We start from the raw sequence: 20,028 nt of genomic DNA, 5'->3' as shown, positions 1-20,028 counted from the left end.
CCCCAGAGGGGGCCCCACCTTCCCCACTCCCCATCGAAATCGCTATGGCACCTTTACCCGATTACCGTCCTAAACAACTATCTTTAGGCCCATTGGAAGCGGAAATTTTAAATATCATCTGGGAATTTGGTTCAGTCACAGTAAAGGATGTACATGATCGCATTCTGGCTGATCCCAACCGCGAATTAGCTTATACTTCTGTAACTACCGTCTTACGTCGCCTCACTGATAAAGGTTGGCTGGCGTGCGACAAGAAAGAGCGAGCATTCTATTGGCGACCATTGTTGAACAAGCAACAAGCAGATGTGATCAAAGCTCACGAGCAATTACAGCGATTTCTAGCGGTGGGGAACCCCGATGTTGTTGCTGCCTTTGCTGATAGTCTGGATGAAGCAGCTAGTGAGCAAATAGCAGCGATCGCTAAACGCATTCAATCAGCACGCCAAGCCAGGGAGGAAAAATGATGCATCTAATAATGATTTTGAATGCTTTGGCAGTTGCCTGGTGGTTAAGATCCTCTTGGAATCAACACCAAGGCAGTTGGAGTCTGCGGTGGCAGCGATCGCTATTTTTGTTTCTCTTCCCCCCCTTGCTAATTTTCATGACAGCGATCGCCGTGCTGTTCATGGGGCCCCAAGGAGAAATGGGCGGGATGTACACAGGCTCCGTCAGCTATGTAGTGGCATTAATTTATGTGGCATTTTTTGCCATTTTATGTATTAAACTTGCCTTCCAGGGTTGGCAGTCTGTGGAATCTGCTCGTAACTGTCCTCTGGTGAATTTGGGGGATAAACGAGCCAGGTTACTGCAAACAGGCGCGTTGTTTGCGGGTCAAATTGGTTTTTGGCAACCAGAATTAGTGATTAGCCAGGGATTACTGCAAACTCTCTCACCAGATCATTTAGAAAGCGTCTTAGCGCATGAGCAAGGGCATCACTATTATAGGGATACATTCTGGTTTTTTTGGCTGGGTTGGGTGCGTTCCTGCACAGCATGGTTGCCGAATACAGAGCCTTTGTGGGAAGAACTGTTAGCTTTGCGTGAACTCCGTGCCGACAGTTATGCAGCATTGCAGGTAGACCCTTTGGTGTTAGCGGAATCACTTTTATTAGTAGTTAGTACCAGCCCAGTATTATCAGAAATTTGCTGTGCTGCATTGGGTTCCTCTGCTGTAGGCGATCGCTTAGAACAGAGAATAGAAGCCCTATTAGCGCCACCAGAACCAATCCAAGAACCTCAATTGCAGTCCTGGCATGGTTTTCTTTTGGCGTTATTGCCTCTAGTAGCTGTGATATTTCATAGTTAAGTTTAATTTAAAAAGCTACTACAGCACGAAGCTGCAACGGTAGCAACATCCGTCGTCCCTGTAGCGACATCCGTCGTCCCTGTAGCGACATCCGTCGTCCCTGTAGCGATATCAGTCATCCCTGTAGCGAAATCAGTCTTCCCTGTAGCGATATCAGTCATCCCTGTAGCGATATCAGTCATCCCTGTAGCGATATCCGTCATCCCTGTAGCAATGTCGGTTGCCACATAACGATGAAAATTTTGAATATAGCGGTTCCCAATTGCATGGAATACAGACCTAACCCCCAGCCCCTTCCCTTGAAGGGAAGGGAAGTAAGATTCAAAGCCTCTCTCCTTTTAGGAGAGAGGTCAAAAATGTACTGCACCTAAGCGAGAACCACTATAAGGTTGTTATATTACTCTTCTTCTAGTAACTGTTCTACATATTTTTGCACTAAAGGCACTTGAAAAGCATTGCCTTCTATAGTCAAGATTTCTTTTCGCGTTAGTTTGCGGACAACGCCTTTGTCTTGCTGCGTGGGAGTTTCCCCGGAGATTATCCGGCGCAGGAGAGAGCGATCGCAAATTGTCATAAAATCCATTATCGAATTTATCGGGATATTTCAAAAGGCTTTCAAAATCATCCAAACAGAGGACGGGTAGCTTTCCTTGCAGTTTCCATTCCTTAACCGCATCTGAAAATGCTTGACGATTAAGCGGTTTACTCTTCCAAGGATTTTGCAGACTGCGTTGTTGCCATCCCTGAACGTGATTCAGTAAACCTTCAGCTACAGCCTCATAGAAACCCGTTTCAGTTTGGCAATCTACACCCCGTAACGGTAAGTAAATAACCACATAACGATTGGTGTTGTGTAATACTCGCTGCTGCCAAGTCAGAACAAAATAATACAGCAACGAAGATTTACCAATGTGCTTCTCACCAAATATATTGATACTCGTAGGCTGATCGCCCTTCATCCGAGATGCGATCGCGTGTAATTCATCCACTCTCAGGAGAGAATAATAGGGTAAAGTGTCGTAAACTATTTGCTGGACTATGTTTTGGGGAAGAAAGCCTGCGGAAACTATAAAATTTGTAGATGATTACTGTGAATGGTATAGAAAGCTGTTTCCAGAAGTCAGAAGTTTTGAAGCGTTTAAATATCTTCATGTAGGAATGATTTCAGAAATTAAACGCAAAACTCTACCAGAGATAGCGCGAGTAGTAGGGTTAGGGAACGAACAAGGGTTATAGTCTTCACTCTCAAGTTTTGAATAATCAATCCCAACTTGGAGTAAATAAACCCACAGATCCAGTTGTGGCAAAGTTCAGTGAACATGATTGGTGGGATGAGGGTTCAGGCTGGAAGAATTTACTCAACAATTTACGCTTAGTCATTCAACCTTTGGTATTCTTTAATTTACTAAAACCTTGGCTCAGGGTCTTTCCAGTTTCGCATTTATCGATTGGGTTTTTCACACTAATTGCATTGATGAATCGAATGCGAGGCGCTATTCCAGACACCTTATATTCTGAGGATTTCTTATTTTCCTCTGCTTAAAGTGATGGAAGAGCGATATATGAACACTAAGGGATCTAATGCATAGCTGAGGATGACTTGCAGCAACTGCTAGAGAACAGTGCCAGTGAACCCACGCTAACTAGCCAATAACGTTAAGTTGACACAAATGATTGCAATATGCCCCTACAATCGATTCATGTGTTGCAAAGTTTTTTGGAAATGGTATTAGACCTAGCTCTGCACTCCTCACTATTCAATCACGATACTTGCTGCATTTCGGCATAGGCTTCATAAACACCCTTCACGTTGTACCAATTGAGGAAAATTCGGGCAATTTCTAAAGCCAATTGAGGTTTACCTAAGTTAATTAGCCATTGCAAAAATGGAGCCATTGTCCGTTCATTTAACGCACCATTAAGTGACAAAATCCCCCAAAGTAAGCGATGCAGCCAAGTCATTTGAATCATCATTCGCACTTCCCATGTGGGATGTTTTTGATAAAACAAAACTCCCATACGTCCGCGTTGAATTTCTTGGTCAATCAATCGGGGAATTTGCTCTAATTTAAATGGTGGATGCCAGTGATAGCCGACTGCTTCTGGACATTTAATTAGTGTCAAATCTAGTTTTTTCAGCCTCACACCCAATTCTAAATCTTCCCAGCCATAGAGTTGGAAACTGGTGTCAAAAAGTCCAGCTTTATCTAGCCAATGTTTAGGGATTGCTACATTTCCAGTAGCAAAAAAAGCTGCTGAAAAATCTGTGACTTTGTAGGGTTCAGCCGTTGGATTATCGAAATTACAAGTATTAATAACTGCACCGTAAGTGAAAAAGCGATCGCTTCTCAATTTCTCCTGTCCCTGCATTAGTGCATCTGCGTGAGCTTGCAAGAAATTATCCAGCACTACTAAATCACTATCAATAAAGATAATTGTATCTCCCAGCGCTTGTTCTACCCCCAAATTCCGAGCCGCCGCTGGGCCAGCATGGTCTTGCTGAAACCATCGTACATGGGGAAATTCCTTTTTGTGTTCTGCTAACCACTCCAATGTGGCATCAGTAGAACCATCATCCACCAAGACAATCTCGTAACCAGAAACTGCACTTGGCTTACTTAACTCCTGCGCCTCCAAGGCGTGGAGGCACTTTTCTAAAATCGGTTGGCGATTATAAGTCGGTATCACAACGCTGAAAAACACACTCTCACCCACAATACTACTCATCTCCAGGATAGGACAGATGGAGCGCTGACACTGTTCCTTACCTGATTCTGGTCACGAAAACAGTAAGGGTTAATTATTGGTTAATTAATACATAAGTAGATGGGTGTAAATAAATATAATATGGATTGTCATTTAACGTAAACATTACCATTCCTTAAATTAACCAGGATAAATTTTATATATTCTTAAATATATTCTAGTGTTCAGATATTAGTGCATTGAAAATTATGTATCTCTAGAAGAAAAAATAGTGAGTACTTTCCAGAAATATATATAGGACTCAGATTTGATTTTGGAAAACATCTTGAGACTGAAAAGCACGTTTTATTAAGGTTTTTTCTTAAATATTGTTCAGAATTCAGAAGTTTTACAGGAAAGAAAAAAATTGAATTACAGTCTAGTTTAGGATAATCTTTGAGGATGTAACATTCTCAATTAAAAACAGACTCATCAAAAATTTTGAGGTGGATATTTTTCAGAATAATAATGTATATCTAAAGGGTTTTTTGGGTAATGCTTTCACTTCGAGGGGATGAATGTAGATGCAAAAATACTTCTACAAAAGTGGTTATGAATCAGCAAAAATACAAAATAATATGGATAACATTAGGTTTACTTGTTTGTTTTTTTGTTGCTGAGTGGAGTGTAGGTTTGTGGAGTAAAAGTTTATCTCTACAAGCAGATACCGGACATATGTTCTCTGATATTACAGCCTTGCTAATATCACTATTTGCAAGTTTCTTAGCACGGCAACCAGCTAAGAGTCAGGCAACATTCGGACATCAACGGCTCGAAGTTTTAGCGGCTTTGTTGAATGGATTAGGTTTGCTAGCGATCGCTAGTTTTATTACTTGGGAAGCTATTGGGCGCTGGCAACACCCAACAACAATTTTGGGCTTACCAATGTTAGGAATTGCAGTATTAGGTTTAATAGTCAATTTACTCAATATTACTTTGCTTCATCCCCACACTCACGACGACTTAAACCTTCGGGGGGCTTTGCTTCATGTCATCGCTGATACTGCTAGTTCTGTTGGCGTTATTATAGCTGCTTTAGCAGTTCATCTTTGGGATTGGTGGTGGGCAGATGTCGTTATTAGTTTAGTAGTTGCAACTTTTACTGCTTTAAGTGCTTTCCCCTTAGTTCAAGAAAGCCTGAAAATTTTTTTGGAGTATGCACCAGAATCAATTGATCCAGATGAAGTAGAAATATCTCTCAAATCTTTTCCTGGTGTTGATCAAGTAGAAAAACTTCATATCTGGGCAATTAGCTTAAATCAGGTAATGCTTTGCGCTGATTTGACAGTTAAATGTACAACAGCCCAAGAACGCGATCGCTTACTCAATAAATTACAAACTCATCTGCAAAAAACTTTTAACATCACTGAAGTAACTTTGCAGTTAACTAGCTGTAAAGTTACTTCAAAAATACCCCTTCATCCTTTGTTCAACCAAGATATAGCTTTAATATTATCGGCAAATCAAACACATTCATCCTGAAGTAATGACTAAAAATATATCAAACAAATCACTTTTTGTGCTTCCTGATAATTCAGATTTAAAGATGATGCTTATTGACGCTTTTTTAATTGTCAAAGCATAGCCATTGTTTAACAAGCGTAACTTATTTACTAGGAGGTTTGCTAATCATGACTTTAATTCAAAAATCAAAAATCGTTTCAGTAATGAAACAATACAAACGTGCATTTGCTTGGTTCATATCTGGTTTAGTTCTGGCAATCCTGCTGTTCTTGGGAACATTGAATCAACAGCCAGCTACTGCCTCTAACCAGAGTCATGTCACAACTTCTACTCAACCAGATGTGAGTGCTACCCACTCAAACTTCGAGAATAATCATCTTGAACCCAATTTTTATCAGTATTAGAACTTACGCATACTCTACGAATTCTTCTCTAGGAGACGCTCTGCGTACCCCTACGGTGAAGCAAGCTACACGTGGTGTTTCCTAGAGTTGGCCGTAGCCTGCGGCAAGCCACTACGTGTCTAGATGAATTAAGCTTTTTGGGAATTTTTGCGTAAATCCTGAGTATTAACAGCTACTAATTGCTAAATCAATCTGAAGGCATACTGCAATGATTTCATTTTTAGGAAAGTATAGACGCTTCCTAGCTTTGACTATGGCTGGCTTTTTCTGTACCGTTCTGCTGATGTTCGGTAATTCTGTTTTTCAGCCGACTATGGCCGCTGGTAATGGAATTAACGTGATTATCATGATTGGCGATGGCATGGGTTGGAACATGGCACGGGCCGCAGCCCTTGCCAAAGGCGCTCCCTTTTACACCAGTGGGAAAGGCTCTGGTCTGAGCTTTCAAAATTTGACTGGATATGGATTAGTGACCACTTATGGCACAACGATTCAGGGCAATACACCAGCTAAACCAATAAATCAACCCCACCTCACAGGTAACTCTGGCTTAGATGGGTCTAATCCACTTACAGCTGCAAGTCCTGTTCGTCCGAACTTCTCATTCCAGCCTACTCCTTTTAATCCTGGCGATCGCGCTGATGGTAATAGCCTTTCACCTGGTAACTTGACAGGTTATGAAACAAGTAAAGGAGGCCCCGTTCCCTGGATTCCTCTAACCCCTGCTAATCTCGGTTCCTACGACAAAGAGTACATCAAGCACAGTTATCCCGACTCTGCTAACACCGCTACCACTCTTTATACAGGCGTAAAGAGCTATAACAATGCGATGGGAGTAGACATTTACGAGAAGAGGTTGAAAACCATCCTGGAAATTGCTAAAGAAAAAGGTAAGTCTACAGGTCTAGTAACATCTGTACCTGTTAGCCATGCAACGCCTGGTGCTGCTGCCTCTTTCGTCAATCGTCGTAGCAAGTACGACAGTATTTATGACCCCACCAAGACCAACCAAGACAGCATTTTGCAGCAAACATTGTTAAACTTTCAGCCCAATGTTTTGTTGGGTGGTGGTCATCCCTTGGACTTCAGCAATACAACCAATACAGGGCCAGTTTTTAACTACACGTATATCACACAAGACACCTACAAGTATTTGAAGGCTAACCCTACGTCCAATCGTTATGGCTATAACTTTTTGGAACGTGGCCCGAATGCAACTAAGGCACTGTTAGACACAGCGGCCAAAATCGACCCAAATAAAGGAGGTAAATTATTTGGTCTATACGGTGCCCGTGGACAAGATGGCAATATTCCTACCAGCTCCTCTAAAGGTGACTACAGCAGCACAGGTCTAGGTAACTTCACACTCTATACCTCTGTTGTCAAAACTGTAACTCCCTGTCCATCAGATAAAATCATTCCTGGTACTGCTGGAGAGTGTGTTCCTGTCATTGATGCAGCAGGCAACCCGATTGCTCCCAATGCTCCTGCACCTGATACTGTGCGTCCTCTGGCTGCCGGTGAAACCGATGCTAGCTTCATTGCCAGAGAGATTAACGAAAATCCAACTTTGGCTGATCTGAGCAAAGCTGCTCTTAAAGTTTTAGGTAAGGACAAAGATGGCTTCTGGCTAATGATTGAGGGAGGTGATATCGATTGGGGTGCTCATGACAACAACATGGATAACCTGATTGGTACTATGAATGATTTTGACAAAGCAGTTCAAGAGGTTATTACCTGGATCAACAATCATGGTGGTTGGAGCAAGAACCTGCTACTCGTTACTGCTGACCATGACCACTATTTAACTCTGAATAATGACTTTGTATCAAAGCTGACTCCTAATCCTGACCCAAATCAGTCTAAGGGCTTGAAGTATAACGCCAAGGACATCACTTTCAACAAGCACAATTCTAAAGATGCTGGTCACTTTTGGGGGTCTGATCCGAATTATAAGTACCTCTGGGGTAGTCACAGCCGAAGGATTGTACCTGTTTACTATCAAGGTGCTTATGCATCAGTTCTGACTAAATACTTGGGAAAAGAAGTTAAGTTCAAAGATAGCTCTAATACTACTTACAGTGCGCCCGCTGTCCGAGGAGTACTTGATCAGAGCCATATCTTTCAGGCAATGAAAACTGCGCTGACGAGTCAGTGATATTTAATCCACTGCTTCACTGAACACTGATTGAAAAGCTTGGTGTTGCAGAGACGTGTAACACACGTCTCTCTCATAAAACTATTTCAGTCTTTTTGTACCTGTTCTCTATCAAGCAAAAAAATGACTGACTCCATCTTCAAGAAATTAGCAGCTGTAACGATGGGAACTGCTCTGATTTTTGCAGCCGGAGAAATTATGCCCGTCCAGGCTGCACAACTCACTTATCATTTCTCTAACACTAATAAAACTCTGACAGGCACTTTTTCGTTTGACCAGGCAGCTGCTGCTGACCAACAAATAACGACTTCAGAAGGCTTAAATATTTTTGCTACCTACAATGGCCAGTCCTATACTGAAGCAAATGATCCATTAGCGTTAGTTTTAACCGACTCTTCAGGAAAAATTCCTGAAGGACAGGGATTAGGGTTGCAATTTACACCGGGCACTTTTGAAGTTTACAGTGGCAATTTTATTGATCTAAATGACGTTCAGATTATCAGTTACACCAGCGTTCCTGAGCCAAATTTTACCCTTGGGTTATCTGTGTTGGGACTGGGTTTATTATTTGCCAAAAAGCAACTATCTTCTAGGTTATCAAGCACAAAAGCTTGAACCAAGTTATCAAGAATAAAGTGTTAGGCAGTTAATTTGCATCTATTTAAAACAGGGTAGAATTATCTACCCTGTTACTAATTTCTTACATTTATAGGACTGATATTTGATTTTTTAAATATACGTAGGGTGCATTACGCCAAAGGCTTACGCACCACCTCTGATCTAGGTGCCGTACTCTCGCCGATAATACACGCTACATATGAATGTCACTGACTTAAGCTGGATTTAGATCCCCGACTTCTTGAAGATGTCGGGGGTCTGGGCAGCAACTTTTGCTTAAGTAAGTGCCATTCCACCCTACATATACTTAAATTTTTTCAAAAATCAAATCGGATTGCTATATAAAAAATGTAATATGTAATACATTGATTATTTAGTCTTGTAAAAATTAATATTTTTAAAGTTATATCTAGCTTTCAGGCACAGATGCTGTACTTCATCTAGTCGCATCTGCTGTATTGATATATAGGCGATCACTCTATTTGCAAACTTCGATTAGAGTTAACCACAAATTAGCCTATACAGATTGTACTGTCCGGGTTTGCTGACAATCTGCCTATAGGTTGTTGCATAAATAAAATATACATGGATTAGTTTAGATATAATAATGACTCATTGTTTGTTTTCCTAACTGGAGAAATTAATGGGTCGCGCCAAAAAGGTTGTCCTGGCATATTCTGGCGGAGTCGATACCTCAGTTTGCATCCCCTACCTCAAAAAGGAGTGGGGTGTGGAAGAGGTGATTACCCTAGCAGCAGATTTAGGTCAGGGAGATGAATTAGAGCCAATTCGAGAAAAAGCTCTGAAATCGGGTGCAAGTGAATCCCTAGTGGCGGATGTCAAAGACAGCTTCGTTAAAGATTATGCCTTTGGATCGATTCAAGCCAACGCCCTCTATGAGAACCGTTATCCTCTAGGAACTGCCCTTGCTCGTCCACTGATCGCTAAAGTATTAGTAGAAACCGCTGAAAAATATGGTGCTGATGCGATCGCTCACGGTTGCACCGGCAAGGGTAACGATCAGGTTCGCTTTGATGTCTCTGTTACCGCCCTGAACCCCAACCTAAAGATCCTCGCACCAGCCAGAGAATGGGGAATGAGCCGTGAAGAAACAATCGCCTATGGGGAAAAGTTTGGTATCCCCTCACCAGTCAAAAAATCCTCTCCCTACAGCATTGATAAGAATTTGCTCGGTCGTAGTATTGAAGCTGGTTTACTCGAAGATCCGTCATTTGAGCCACCAGAAGAAATTTATGAGATGACCAAAGCGATCGCCCACACTCCCAATGAGCCAGAGTACATCGAAATTGGTTTCCACGGTGGTATTCCCACAACCCTTAACGGTATAGCTAAAAAGCCAGTTGAGCTAATTGAACAACTCAATCAGGTGGTAGGAAATCACGGCATCGGACGGATCGATATGATTGAAAACCGTTTGGTGGGGATCAAATCGCGGGAAATCTACGAATCACCCGCGATGTTGGTGCTAATTCAGGCACATCGGGATTTAGAAAGCTTGACTTTAACGGCAGATGTCACCCATTACAAACGTGGGATTGAAGAAACTTACAGCCAAATCGTTTACAACGGTCTCTGGTACAGTCCACTCAAAATTGCCCTGGATGCCTTTATTCAAAAGACACAAGAGCGAGTTTCTGGAACTGTGCGAGTGAAGTTGTTCAAAGGTAACTCTACGATAGTTGGGCGTTCGAGCGATAATTCCCTCTATACTCCTGATTTAGCAACCTACGGAGCCGAAGATCAATTTGACCACAAAGCTGCTGAAGGCTTTATCTACGTTTGGGGACTACCAACTCGCATTTGGTCGCAGCAAGTTAGAGGTTAGGGGTTAGGGGTTAGGGGTTAGGAGTTAGAGTTAAAAATGCAAAATACAAGAAGTGAAAGTTAAAAGAAATAACTTTTCACCTTATTTCTCACTCCTCACTCCTCACTTCCTTAACTTGGCGAGACTCTAGCCACAGGGGCACAACAATTAAGGCAGCGAGGATTAGTAACGCTGCGATCGCAAATTGACCCACCCAAGCAACCAATTGTTCTAAAGAGACAATTTTGCCCGCAAAAAAAGCTAATGTCACCATCAAACTAGCCCAAGCAACTGCTCCTAACAAGTTGTATAAAAAGAATTTTCCAAAGGGCATTTCAGCTATACCAGCTAGTGGTGCCGCAAAAACTCGCAACAACGCCAAAAAACGTCCAAAAAATACTGCTTTAGCAGCATTTTGACTAAATTGATCTTTAATAGTCAGCAGCCGCACTTCCGAAATCCGAAGGATGCTACCAACTTTTACCAGAAAAGGCCAACCGCTAATTCTACCAATCCAATAACCACAAGTGCCACCAATGACAGCACCCATAATTGCGTCACCGAGAACTAGCCAGAAATTTAGTTCATCGCTGCCAGCTAGAAATCCGCCCACTAAGGTCACGGTTTCACCAGGAAGAGGAATGCCTAAATTTTCTAGCAAAATTCCCAAAAAAATTGCCCAATACCCGTATATGTGGGCGACTTTCTGGATGTTTTCTAGTGAAATCAACTCTAAAGACATCCTGCACCGCCGGCTTTACAAATTTTTACTTTTATTATATCTTTGCTTGTTTTTGAGCGGGGTGTCAATCAAACCGCTATATAGAGTTATTGAGTCATTAATTTAATTCTGAATTAACCATAGTTTATAGTCTATGATAACGATGAACTTTTGACTATTAACTATGCAATTTTTATAACTAAGTACCACAATCTCATATTTTTTTTTAAAAAATTAAAAAATTCATAAAAAATTTATAAATATCTAGTTAAATTATAAAAATATTGTAAAAGATACGGTTGATACCGAAATTGTTAGGCGCTTATGCCTATATTGATGAAAGTTATCACAAATTATACGGCATGAATACTGAATTAATCTCTCTCAACTGCACGACTGCAATTGCCCAAATATCTGGGTAAAACAGTAATTTTGCGGTTGAAAGAGAAAAGGTATTGATGTCTTTTTTCAATTTTTTGTCAAGTGTTCCAACTACCCTATAAATTCATGACTCTTACACAAGAACTTCAAGTGATTTTGTTTAAACCCCAAGGAAGCATAGATTTGGAAGGCGGTAAGACTTTGAGTCAACAGATGGCTGGAGTAGTACCCCAAGCTGATCAACTCTGGGTTATCGACCTAGTAGAAGTTAATTTCATGGACAGTTCTGGGTTAGTCCCTTTAGTAAAAGGGTTGAAAGCTGCACGTCAGAGTGGTTGCCGCTTGGTTTTATGCAATGTGCAAGCTCCTGTACGGCTAATTTTTGAACTTACCCACCTAGATTCAGTATTTGAAATTTTTCACACTTACGAAGACATTTTTACTGCCAAAGATAATAGTCTGGTGCTAGCACGCTAACTAATAAATCTACCTTTAGAAGGATGGTAGAGTCAATCAATATTTGCATTTTTTCACATTTACCCAAATATCCTCAGCGAATTTTAGATTTTAAATTTTGGATTTTGGATTGAAGATTCAAAATCCAAAATTTAAAAAGCTATGTTCGCGCAGCGTCTCGTAGAGAAGCCCCCGTTTTATTCGCGAGAATTCTATTATCCAAAATCTAAAATTAATTGACTTTTCAAGTGAATTGATTGCTGAGGTCAATCTAAAATCCAAAATCCAAAATTGATTGACTAAAATCGGTCAAAGCAAATGCAATTCTTTGTGATCCTCCCCAGCCTCTGCAAATTACTCTGAGCTAATTGTTCTATGTCCAACGCAACTAGTACAAGGAAGCAGGAGGTAAGAAAGGTTAGAATATCAGCCTTTGCATTATTTCTAACTCTATAGTTATTTTTGCCTTGATGTACTACTTGGATGTCTCCAAGATTCTTTGCCGCGCCAATTTCTTACCTCTTCGATTCCACCATAATCATAACTTTAGGCATTCTGAGGAGTAGAAATGCTAGTTTCTTCGGATGCTGGGCGGGGGAAATTTGGCAAATCAATGCCGCTGTGACTAGCATTGCGAGTTTTGAGTGCTAAACGGTAACTCACACTTTGCAGTTCTGCTTGTAGTTGGCGGTTTTCCCGTTGTAGCATTGCTACTTTTTCTCTGACTGGCATCATCCGTTCCTCAAACTTGCGACGGTAAATTTGAGGCAACTCTTGTACTACTTGCTCCAACATCCGAGTCCGATCGGTGAGTTCTTGAACTGACTGTCGCAATTGGTAAATTTCAGAGTCACGAGTTGTAATTTGCTCTTGGTAGAACGCCACCTGCTGCTCCACAGCTTGGAGTTGTTCTTGCAAAGCCTGTAACTGGGCCAGATCGCGCTCAACCTCCGGCTGCTGAGGCATAAAACTAGTGTTACCCTTTACTAGCCGGAAGAGTTCTTGAGATAGTTGTTGCACTAATTGATCGCGAAGTTGCAACTCTTGGCGTAGCTGCGATACTTCCGTAGAGAGAACTTGAATATTGGGTGTATCAGATTGGCTCACAGTAGTTTACAGCTCCCATTCAGAATCTTGTCCACTCTTAGGTATAACTGCGGGAGTACTACCTTTGGCAAGTATTTGTTAATTTAGCATTCCCAGACAAGTCACAAAAAAGAAAAAGACAAAATTTCATTGAATGGGATTAGGTACTGAGGATTGGAGATTGGGAATTGGGACTATCCCCTATTCCCTATTCCATATCCCTTAGACGATGTTCAAGGAGTAAATTAGACTTTACAAACATCTTCTTAGACTGTTGCAGCCACTTTAGCGGGTTTTTCCTCTTTAGCGGGTTTTTCTTGTTCGGCTTCCTGCTTAATTGTCAAATAGCGAATCACTTCTTCACTCAAACGCATTGCGCGTTCAAAGGGGGCGATCGCAGTTGCAGGTGCAGTGTAGTTTAACTGGATGTAGATGCCATCACGGTGTTTTTTGATTTCATAAGCGAGGCGACGCTTACCACGATTTTGAATTTGGATATCCTCCGCACCTTGGTCGCGAAGCAAATTCTGATATTTAGTAATTGCTTGCTCTATCAGTTCGTCTCCCAGGTCAGGACGAAGGATGTACATTGTTTCGTAACTTGTAGTCATATTTTTGAGTCTCCTCATGGACAAAAACGGCTGCTGATATTGATTTATACTTAATGTAAATTTTAAATACCAGTATTAATCAACATCTGAAGCAACAAGGAACTATAATCTTACCAGTTTTCAATTTTGTTTCATTAGCCAAATCGCCAAGGTTTGGATTTTTTGGATGTCCTTAATGAAAGTTAGGTTGGGAGACGACCCCGATATTTCTTTAGGAAGTAAGAATCCAGTTTTTGGCGATCGCCAGCAAATTGATCAAGCTATCAGCTTCGCCAACGGGTATATTTCCCTAAAGGCATCTATAGCGATCGCTTTCAAGTTCAAGGCTGAATCGGTTCACTAAAAAGCTAACTGAGGATTGCTACCCGCTCACAGCAACAATAAAAGCAGATAAAAGGATATTCATCAAGGTTATGGCGCAGCGCTATGTGCGAATTCAAAATCAAGAAGGACAAATTTACTATGGGATACTACAACTATCCCTGAATGTGCAGGTACTAGATGCTCCGCCCTGGTTAGAAGGACAACCCACTGATTTAATTTTGACACCAGAAGATTACCAAATTCTGGCTCCCTGCGCTCCCTCAAAAATTGTGGCGGTGGGTAAGAATTATGCAGATCATGCAGCCGAAATGGGAACTCCAGTACCTTCTGAGCCACTAATCTTTCTCAAGCCACCTACGTCTATCATCCCATCTGAGAGGGAAATTAAGTATCCTCCCCAGTCACAAAGAGTTGACTACGAAGGAGAGTTAGCATTAGTGATTGGCGATTACGCCTATGAATGTACACCAGAGGTAGCCCAAACCAAAATTTGGGGCTACACCATTGCCAATGACGTAACAGCGCGAGATTTACAAAAACAGGATGGTCAATGGACACGAGCCAAAGGTTTTGATACTTTTTGTCCCTTGGGTCCTTGGATTGTGCGGGAATTAAATCCAGGAGCGAGATTGCAGACTTTTGTGAATGACGACGCCAATCCAGTTCAATCTGCCTGTATCAATCAGATGGTCTTTTCCCCGGATGTTCTAGTTTCCTATATCAGTCAGGTTATGACGCTATTACCTGGTGATTTGGTGCTTACAGGTACACCTGAGGGTGTAAGTCCATTGCATCCAGGCGATCGCGTCCGCGTAGAAATTGAAGGTATTGGTCGCCTGGAAAACATCGTAGCGGTTCGTTAACTTCTAACGCACTTGCATATACACTGCATCGGAAATCGCCGGAATTTCCGCATAACGTCCGCTCAACGACTGGATGACTGAATATCCAACTGCTGCCACTATCCCTAAAAAGATGGTGTTGGCTACTGTTTCTATTGCAAAGCTAGTACCAGGAACCTTTCCTAAAGCTCCCACCAATATGGAACATAAAAATATAACTATGTCCAGAAGAATTGCCTGCATTGCGTTGAAACGAATGAAGTGACTGATTTTTTCGTTTCTTACCACCAATAGGAACAACGCAAAAAACACAATTATTTGTCCAAATTGTCCTAAACTACCGTAAATTATTAACACTGGTTGTAGTGGTAAAAGCAGGACTTTTAGTGCTGGAAACTGATTTAACAAAAAGCTGCCAAAAACTAAACCATCAATTAGGGGCAGCAAATAAGGCAAGGAAGCAAAAATCCGATCTGAAACCGTTGTAGACCCGCGCCAAGACATTATGCGTTCTCCTGTGGTGAAATTTCTATAGTTACTTGAGCTTAGGATAACGCAGTTAGTTGGTCTTGCTGGCAAATTCAACTATTCTATATGGGCGATGCGAAAGCCCATCATACACTCGTACTGGTCTGGCTGCTGTTGAGTAAGTTTGCGAATGGCTTGACCACAGCGCAGTTTACCCCCACGCCAACGGGGTTGACCGCTCCCGTCAGCAAGTAAACAAGACTGGCAAACTTGCTCAGGGGCAAGGATTTGCTCGTCCATTAAAATGACTAGCATCGAATCCCTCCTGTAAATCCTCATTGTCACCCACATTTCACTCAGGGGAGGACACACTTTGTAGCGGTTTGAACCGCTTCAGGTAGGTTGGGCGCGTTTTACAAAGTGGTTTGTTGTGATTGGCGATGGCGCTTTGCACCCGGCGTGGGCGATCGCAGAGGACACTTAAGAGGCACATCCTAGCTCTTGATAGCAAAAATGTGGGTAATCACAATTCAAGAAAAATTATCAAGTGAATCTTAATTTATTGTATGTGTCTATTGCAAATTGAATATTTTAGTAAAAAAATGATACAAGAATATTCTCACTAAGTTGAGCACAGACAACTAACGGTATTCATTGCATTCCTGTTTATTTAGCACTGGAGAGCGTCAAAGTTAATATTCAGGAAACAACAAAAGCTTTATGCACAAGCAACACGACGAACCAGTGAAATTCCCTTGATGCGACTAGTTAAAGTGCGAGAACTCAAGTAAGTAAAACTGAGTTAACTTGATAGCCATTTAAGGGATGCATTTACAAATTACTGAGGTAAACTTGCAAGCAAGGTAATACACAATATTACTAAGCGACTCGTCGGTCTGAACATCACTTACAATGGAACACTGGCAATTTCTGATACAGAAACAAGGCGCTCGCTCGTGGCATATCCTAGAATCGCCAAATTTGCAAATTTTGGAAGGGCATTATAGAGTTTTAGCTCGTTCTAACCTTCCGAATACAGACGTGGAAGTGCGGGTAACTCACTCTTCAACCCATGAAGTTCAACCAAAGCAGCGAATTTTCAAGCGATCGCGTCGCACTAATTCAGAGGGCTTAATGGCGCTAATTCCCTTTACCTACTTCGCTCCGGGAGTTTGGGAGTTGCGCTGTAGCGGCGATTTAATGTCGGATTTGCTGGGTAAATCTTGGCAATACAGTGTCCAACTTCAAGTCTTGTCCCAGGAAGGAGAGGGGGAGCAGGGGGAGAATGTAGAATCAAATTCACCTGATCACCCAGATCGTGTTTCTGAAAACTTGGAATGCACTGCCTTAGTAGAACCCACAGTTACGTTAGATAAAGTGATCGCTATTTCCACAGAACTGGCAATTGCTACAGACAACAACTCCGCTACCATTGTTCTGCCAGAAGGGAACTTGGAATCTACTGTCCTACGAGAATCGGCAATTACGCTAGATAAAGCGATCGCTGTCTCCACAGAAGTGGCAATTACTACAGACAGTAACCTTAGTACCACTGGTCTGCTAGATGAAAGGGAAGAAGATATAGTTAGCGATGAGCCTGTGAGTCCTGTGTGGCTCAAAGGTGAGACAGTAGAGCAGATTTTACAAAATTTAATAGATTTAGCTTTACCCACCTCTGAACCCCTACCCAAAGATGAAAAGGTTACAGATTCTCTAGCAACACAACCATCGCCACCATTACTGCTAACTTTAGGTGAGGATACTTACATTGCTCGTTGGGGACAAGCTCTTACAATCAATGGACATATAGAACTCAAAGAAAAGATAAATCTAGATCAGGCTGAAACATTATCCCCAAAAAGCCTGCGGGCACTTGAACTAGGAATTGAACTGCGATCGCCCAATAACTTAAAAATCTTGACCCAGGTACGGCAACCCTTACCAGACCAGGAGTTGCCCTTCACCATCAATACCTCAATTGATATTCCCGCTGACTGTGAATCCAAGTTAATTTTGGCAGATATCAGTTTGTATGGTAGATTCGCCGATGTTGCTCAAGTCATCCGGTTAGCCAGCCAGTCGTTCACCATTACAGCAGATGTAACAGAATTACTGGCAATCACAGCCGCAGCAAAATCTAGTACATCTTTAAATGACCCCATAGCACCATCTGACTCGTCTACTGCTTTCACGGAGCCGGAAACCGCTGTGAGGATCGATTTGAAACTATTCAATCTGGTCAAGATTCCAAAAACAGACCAGTCTCAGATCCTTAATCCATCCCCAAATACACCCCTACCACCGCAAATTAACCTGCAAGTTCTGCGAGAAACCACCCTGCGGACATCTAACTTAAAGAATTCAGTCACTTCGCCTCAATTGCCGAAATTGCCACCTGTTCAAACTGATGTTAACCCTGCCACAGATGTTGTTGTAGAACCCCCTACACAGGAGGAGCTTTTAGAAAAGGATGCTCCTATAGCTACCATCAACTTGGAGCAGTTGGTGATCAAGCAACGTCGAATGCCAATACTCGACGCTACTTTTCCATACTTGAGACGGCTACAAGCTTTGCCGGGTGATGCAGAGGAAGTAAAAAACAATGTCGTCCCCCCAGATGCATTGGAAGTTCAAGCGGCTGAAGACTTCCCGCAGTTGGAGGCAATTACAGCTGAAGATGAAAATACACCTGAATTAGTGGTAAGTGATGCACAATTCCAGGAAGAATCTGTTGCTGTACTAGAAGCCCAGCCAAATGCACAATTCCAGGAAGAATCTGTTGCTGTACTAGAAGCCCAGCCAAATGAACAATTCCAGGAAGAATCTATTGCTGTACTAGAAGCCCAGCCAAATGCACAATTGATTAAAACAGGTAACCTTTACTCATCTCCCCTGCTCAGGAAGTGGATGCAGAGCCAAGGATACTCTTTGCCTGAATCCATCAATGAACTGGAACCTGAAGACTACGATAACTATGTTCCAGCCCAGCAGACCCAGCTTTCTCTTAGTGCTGAAACTCCCAATGTTGATGTCAACTTGCCGTTAAGCCTGGATGCTGATATAGAGACACAGGAAGAAGCCCAAGAGGCGGTTTTTAATCTTGGGAACTTTGGGGAAGATGTAGACACAGCAAAGGAAACTGATCTAGAGATAAGGGAAAATACGCTAGGAGAAAAAGTATCTGAACCAACACTCTCAATGGCTCTGGTAAGACAACTACCGCCTCCCCCTCCTCCGATAAAAATAAATATAGCGTCAGCTTGGTTGGGGCAAGAAATCGTTGTAGATGACATATATAGTGAACTGGAAGCCGATGTAAAGAAGAATTACTCCTTTGAAGAACAGAAGCAACCACCGTTAGGTTTATCCCCTTCTCTACCCATAACTGCGGCAGCCATTGAGCCTTTACCAATTCCCCAACTGCATGTACCAGAAGGCGAACTAATCGCCAGCAAGCATATCATAGTGCGCGTAGTACTGCCGGAAGTACCTCCGCAAGTGGTTGTCAAGTTATGGGTTGAAGATTATCAAACTCGCTGGTTACTAGATGGGCCCCATTTATTGACAAATTTACTACCTAATGCATTGGGAGGGTTGGAAGTGATGACCCTATTAAACATTCCCTTTGGCTGTTTGGAAATTCGCTTAGAAGCGATCGCACTTGATCTGACAACCCAACAGGAGAGTCACAAAGTTACAATAGTGCGAACTGTGATTCCTCCAGACTTGCCAGACTTGCAGCTAGATGAACTCCTGGGTATGTGATAGCCAGGAACGAGTAACTTAGGAATCAGCAGGATCAGGGGGACAAGGAAAATAAAGAAAGAGTTTTTCCACTTAAGAGTCTCTATCTGCCAATATTGCCTGTGTTAAAAATATGAAAGAATTTCAAAAATCTGGCAGAATTTGCAGTAAGCTCATTTTGAATTGTAATGTGATTTGATAGGAACCTTTACTATGGCAGCTTATTTTTTGCCTTCTATCTTGGCTAGTACTTCGTACTTGCCCTCTATCTTGATTCCCATAATTGGTTGGGTTTTGCCAGGTGTAGTCTTCGCATTTCTATTTTTATACATTGAAAGCGACGATATCAGTGATATTTAACTGATGTAGTCATTAGGAGCCACTGCGTTGCTCTGGTTTCCAGAGTTGTACCCCTGCTCAAAAGCCAGCTAGCAAGAGCGTCTCACGCCACTTGTTACAACTCATGTCACCACGGCGCAGTGGCTCCCCTTCTCCCAAAAGGAGAAGCAAGTGGCGTTCATTAGTCAAGTTTTCGGACAAGCGAGAGTTATTAATTCTGTCGGATACGTTTATTGACCAAAATTAATACCGCCCATCTCTATGAGACAGGCGGTTTTTTTAACGTTGATTTCTCAACAAATGCTAGAAAATCCTAACTTATAGTGTTCGGTTCAAACTAACTAATGTTAAATCGAAGAACCAAGTCCGGCGTAAGCACCATAAAAGAAAATGCCCAAGACTGTAATTACACCTAAACCTGCGATCGTAGCGACGACCCACAGGGGAATTCTCCCACTTCCAGACACAGCTTCTCTCCTCCCTTAACAACAAATCAACACAGGTTCAATAAACAAAATTAACAACAGTAGTTCCAA

Annotated in this window: 22 protein-coding genes and 1 pseudogene; 14 read left to right on the top strand and 9 right to left on the bottom strand. The window is 42.0% G+C overall.

Translation table 11 applies throughout. The annotated features are described in order from the left end of the window. Positions 1-44 precede the first annotated feature (44 nt). Positions 45-464, top strand: a complete 420-nt coding sequence (locus Q0541_RS05300) for a BlaI/MecI/CopY family transcriptional regulator (protein WP_298906586.1) — start codon at positions 45-47, stop codon at positions 462-464. Then, the gene (locus Q0541_RS05295; protein WP_298906585.1) at positions 464-1,306 is read left to right on the top strand and encodes a M56 family metallopeptidase; all 843 of its coding nucleotides are present in this window, start codon (positions 464-466) and stop codon (positions 1,304-1,306) included. The genes Q0541_RS05300 and Q0541_RS05295 overlap by 1 nt, the downstream gene beginning before the upstream one ends. Before the next feature lie 2 nt (positions 1,307-1,308). Here Q0541_RS05295 and Q0541_RS05290 read toward each other — a convergent pair whose 3' ends face one another. Both Q0541_RS05290 and Q0541_RS05285 read right to left on the bottom strand, forming a co-directional pair. Continuing rightward, entirely contained in the window at positions 1,309-1,533 is a 225-nt protein-coding gene (locus tag Q0541_RS05290) for a hypothetical protein (protein WP_298906576.1), read from the bottom strand. Between the two features lie 165 nt (positions 1,534-1,698). Continuing rightward, positions 1,699-2,295, bottom strand: coding sequence for a hypothetical protein (locus Q0541_RS05285; protein ID WP_298906573.1), 597 nt, complete (start codon positions 2,293-2,295; stop codon positions 1,699-1,701). A 49-nt stretch (positions 2,296-2,344) separates the two neighbouring features. Between Q0541_RS05285 and Q0541_RS05280 the strand changes: the two are divergent. Continuing rightward, a pseudogene (locus Q0541_RS05280) lies at positions 2,345-2,536 on the top strand (IS701 family transposase); the annotation flags it as partial. Between the two features lie 22 nt (positions 2,537-2,558). Beyond that, positions 2,559-2,849: a hypothetical protein gene (locus Q0541_RS05275; RefSeq protein WP_298906569.1), complete on the top strand. Its 291-nt coding sequence runs from the start codon at positions 2,559-2,561 to the stop codon at positions 2,847-2,849. A gap of 218 nt (positions 2,850-3,067) precedes the next feature. On the opposite strand, the gene Q0541_RS05270 is transcribed toward Q0541_RS05275, so the two are convergent. After that, positions 3,068-4,033, bottom strand: a complete 966-nt coding sequence (locus tag Q0541_RS05270) for a glycosyltransferase family 2 protein (RefSeq protein WP_298906566.1) — start codon at positions 4,031-4,033, stop codon at positions 3,068-3,070. A gap of 570 nt (positions 4,034-4,603) precedes the next feature. Between Q0541_RS05270 and Q0541_RS05265 the strand changes: the two genes are divergently transcribed. From Q0541_RS05265 to Q0541_RS05245, 5 genes are all read left to right on the top strand, one after another. Then, complete coding sequence (locus Q0541_RS05265; protein ID WP_298906563.1) at positions 4,604-5,533, top strand: cation diffusion facilitator family transporter; 930 nt, start codon at positions 4,604-4,606, stop codon at positions 5,531-5,533. Between the two features lie 149 nt (positions 5,534-5,682). Beyond that, positions 5,683-5,919: a hypothetical protein gene (locus Q0541_RS05260; RefSeq protein WP_298906560.1), complete on the top strand. Its 237-nt coding sequence runs from the start codon at positions 5,683-5,685 to the stop codon at positions 5,917-5,919. 208 nt (positions 5,920-6,127) lie between these two features. Continuing rightward, on the top strand, positions 6,128-8,077 hold the full coding sequence (locus Q0541_RS05255) for an alkaline phosphatase (protein WP_298906557.1): 1,950 nt from the start codon (positions 6,128-6,130) through the stop codon (positions 8,075-8,077). A gap of 123 nt (positions 8,078-8,200) precedes the next feature. Further along, on the top strand, positions 8,201-8,692 hold the full coding sequence (locus Q0541_RS05250) for a PEP-CTERM sorting domain-containing protein (protein WP_298906555.1): 492 nt from the start codon (positions 8,201-8,203) through the stop codon (positions 8,690-8,692). Between the two features lie 646 nt (positions 8,693-9,338). Further along, positions 9,339-10,541: an argininosuccinate synthase gene (locus tag Q0541_RS05245; RefSeq protein ID WP_298906553.1), complete on the top strand. Its 1,203-nt coding sequence runs from the start codon at positions 9,339-9,341 to the stop codon at positions 10,539-10,541. An 88-nt stretch (positions 10,542-10,629) separates the two neighbouring features. On the opposite strand, the gene Q0541_RS05240 is transcribed toward Q0541_RS05245, so the two are convergent. Continuing rightward, complete coding sequence (locus Q0541_RS05240; RefSeq protein WP_298906550.1) at positions 10,630-11,262, bottom strand: DedA family protein; 633 nt, start codon at positions 11,260-11,262, stop codon at positions 10,630-10,632. 486 nt (positions 11,263-11,748) lie between these two features. On the opposite strand from Q0541_RS05240, the gene Q0541_RS05235 reads away from it, so the two are divergent. After that, positions 11,749-12,099: an STAS domain-containing protein gene (locus Q0541_RS05235; RefSeq protein WP_298906547.1), complete on the top strand. Its 351-nt coding sequence runs from the start codon at positions 11,749-11,751 to the stop codon at positions 12,097-12,099. Between the two features lie 525 nt (positions 12,100-12,624). Here Q0541_RS05235 and Q0541_RS05230 read toward each other — a convergent pair. After that, on the bottom strand, positions 12,625-13,185 hold the full coding sequence (locus tag Q0541_RS05230) for an Npun_F5560 family protein (RefSeq protein ID WP_298906545.1): 561 nt from the start codon (positions 13,183-13,185) through the stop codon (positions 12,625-12,627). Positions 13,186-13,430: 245 nt separating this feature from the next. Then, complete coding sequence (rpsF, locus tag Q0541_RS05225) at positions 13,431-13,775, bottom strand: 30S ribosomal protein S6 (RefSeq protein WP_298906543.1); 345 nt, start codon at positions 13,773-13,775, stop codon at positions 13,431-13,433. A gap of 175 nt (positions 13,776-13,950) precedes the next feature. Here rpsF and Q0541_RS05220 point away from each other — a divergent pair, with 175 nt between their 5' ends. After that, the gene (locus Q0541_RS05220) at positions 13,951-14,118 is read left to right on the top strand and encodes a hypothetical protein (RefSeq protein ID WP_298906540.1); all 168 of its coding nucleotides are present in this window, start codon (positions 13,951-13,953) and stop codon (positions 14,116-14,118) included. A 70-nt stretch (positions 14,119-14,188) separates the two neighbouring features. Next, positions 14,189-14,962 carry a fumarylacetoacetate hydrolase family protein gene (locus tag Q0541_RS05215; RefSeq protein WP_298906537.1) on the top strand — a complete coding sequence of 258 codons (774 nt, stop codon included), beginning with the start codon at positions 14,189-14,191 and terminating at the stop codon, positions 14,960-14,962. A 3-nt stretch (positions 14,963-14,965) separates the two neighbouring features. Here Q0541_RS05215 and Q0541_RS05210 read toward each other — a convergent pair whose 3' ends face one another. Together Q0541_RS05210 and Q0541_RS05205 are read right to left on the bottom strand one after the other, a co-directional pair. Then, on the bottom strand, positions 14,966-15,445 hold the full coding sequence (locus Q0541_RS05210) for a Tic20 family protein (protein WP_298906534.1): 480 nt from the start codon (positions 15,443-15,445) through the stop codon (positions 14,966-14,968). An 81-nt stretch (positions 15,446-15,526) separates the two neighbouring features. Beyond that, positions 15,527-15,724 (bottom strand): hypothetical protein, encoded by a 198-nt coding sequence (locus Q0541_RS05205; RefSeq protein WP_298906531.1) that lies wholly within the window; start codon positions 15,722-15,724, stop codon positions 15,527-15,529. A 597-nt stretch (positions 15,725-16,321) separates the two neighbouring features. Between Q0541_RS05205 and Q0541_RS05200 the strand changes: the two genes are divergently transcribed. Both Q0541_RS05200 and psaI read left to right on the top strand, forming a co-directional pair. Beyond that, the gene (locus Q0541_RS05200; protein WP_298906528.1) at positions 16,322-19,174 is read left to right on the top strand and encodes a hypothetical protein; all 2,853 of its coding nucleotides are present in this window, start codon (positions 16,322-16,324) and stop codon (positions 19,172-19,174) included. Between the two features lie 192 nt (positions 19,175-19,366). After that, positions 19,367-19,513, top strand: coding sequence for a photosystem I reaction center subunit VIII (gene psaI / locus Q0541_RS05195; RefSeq protein ID WP_298906526.1), 147 nt, complete (start codon positions 19,367-19,369; stop codon positions 19,511-19,513). A gap of 326 nt (positions 19,514-19,839) precedes the next feature. Here the strand turns inward: psaI and Q0541_RS05190 are convergent, their stop codons facing one another. After that, positions 19,840-19,959 (bottom strand): photosystem II reaction center protein J, encoded by a 120-nt coding sequence (locus Q0541_RS05190; protein ID WP_096591750.1) that lies wholly within the window; start codon positions 19,957-19,959, stop codon positions 19,840-19,842. Between the last annotated feature and the right edge of the window lie 69 nt (positions 19,960-20,028).

Source organism: uncultured Nostoc sp., from assembly GCF_937863485.1.
In the GTDB taxonomy this organism is placed as follows: Bacteria; Cyanobacteriota; Cyanobacteriia; order Cyanobacteriales; family Nostocaceae; genus Nostoc.
The sequence above is the reverse complement of the archived record's forward strand: the minus strand, read 5'-3'. Positions and strand labels throughout refer to the sequence as shown.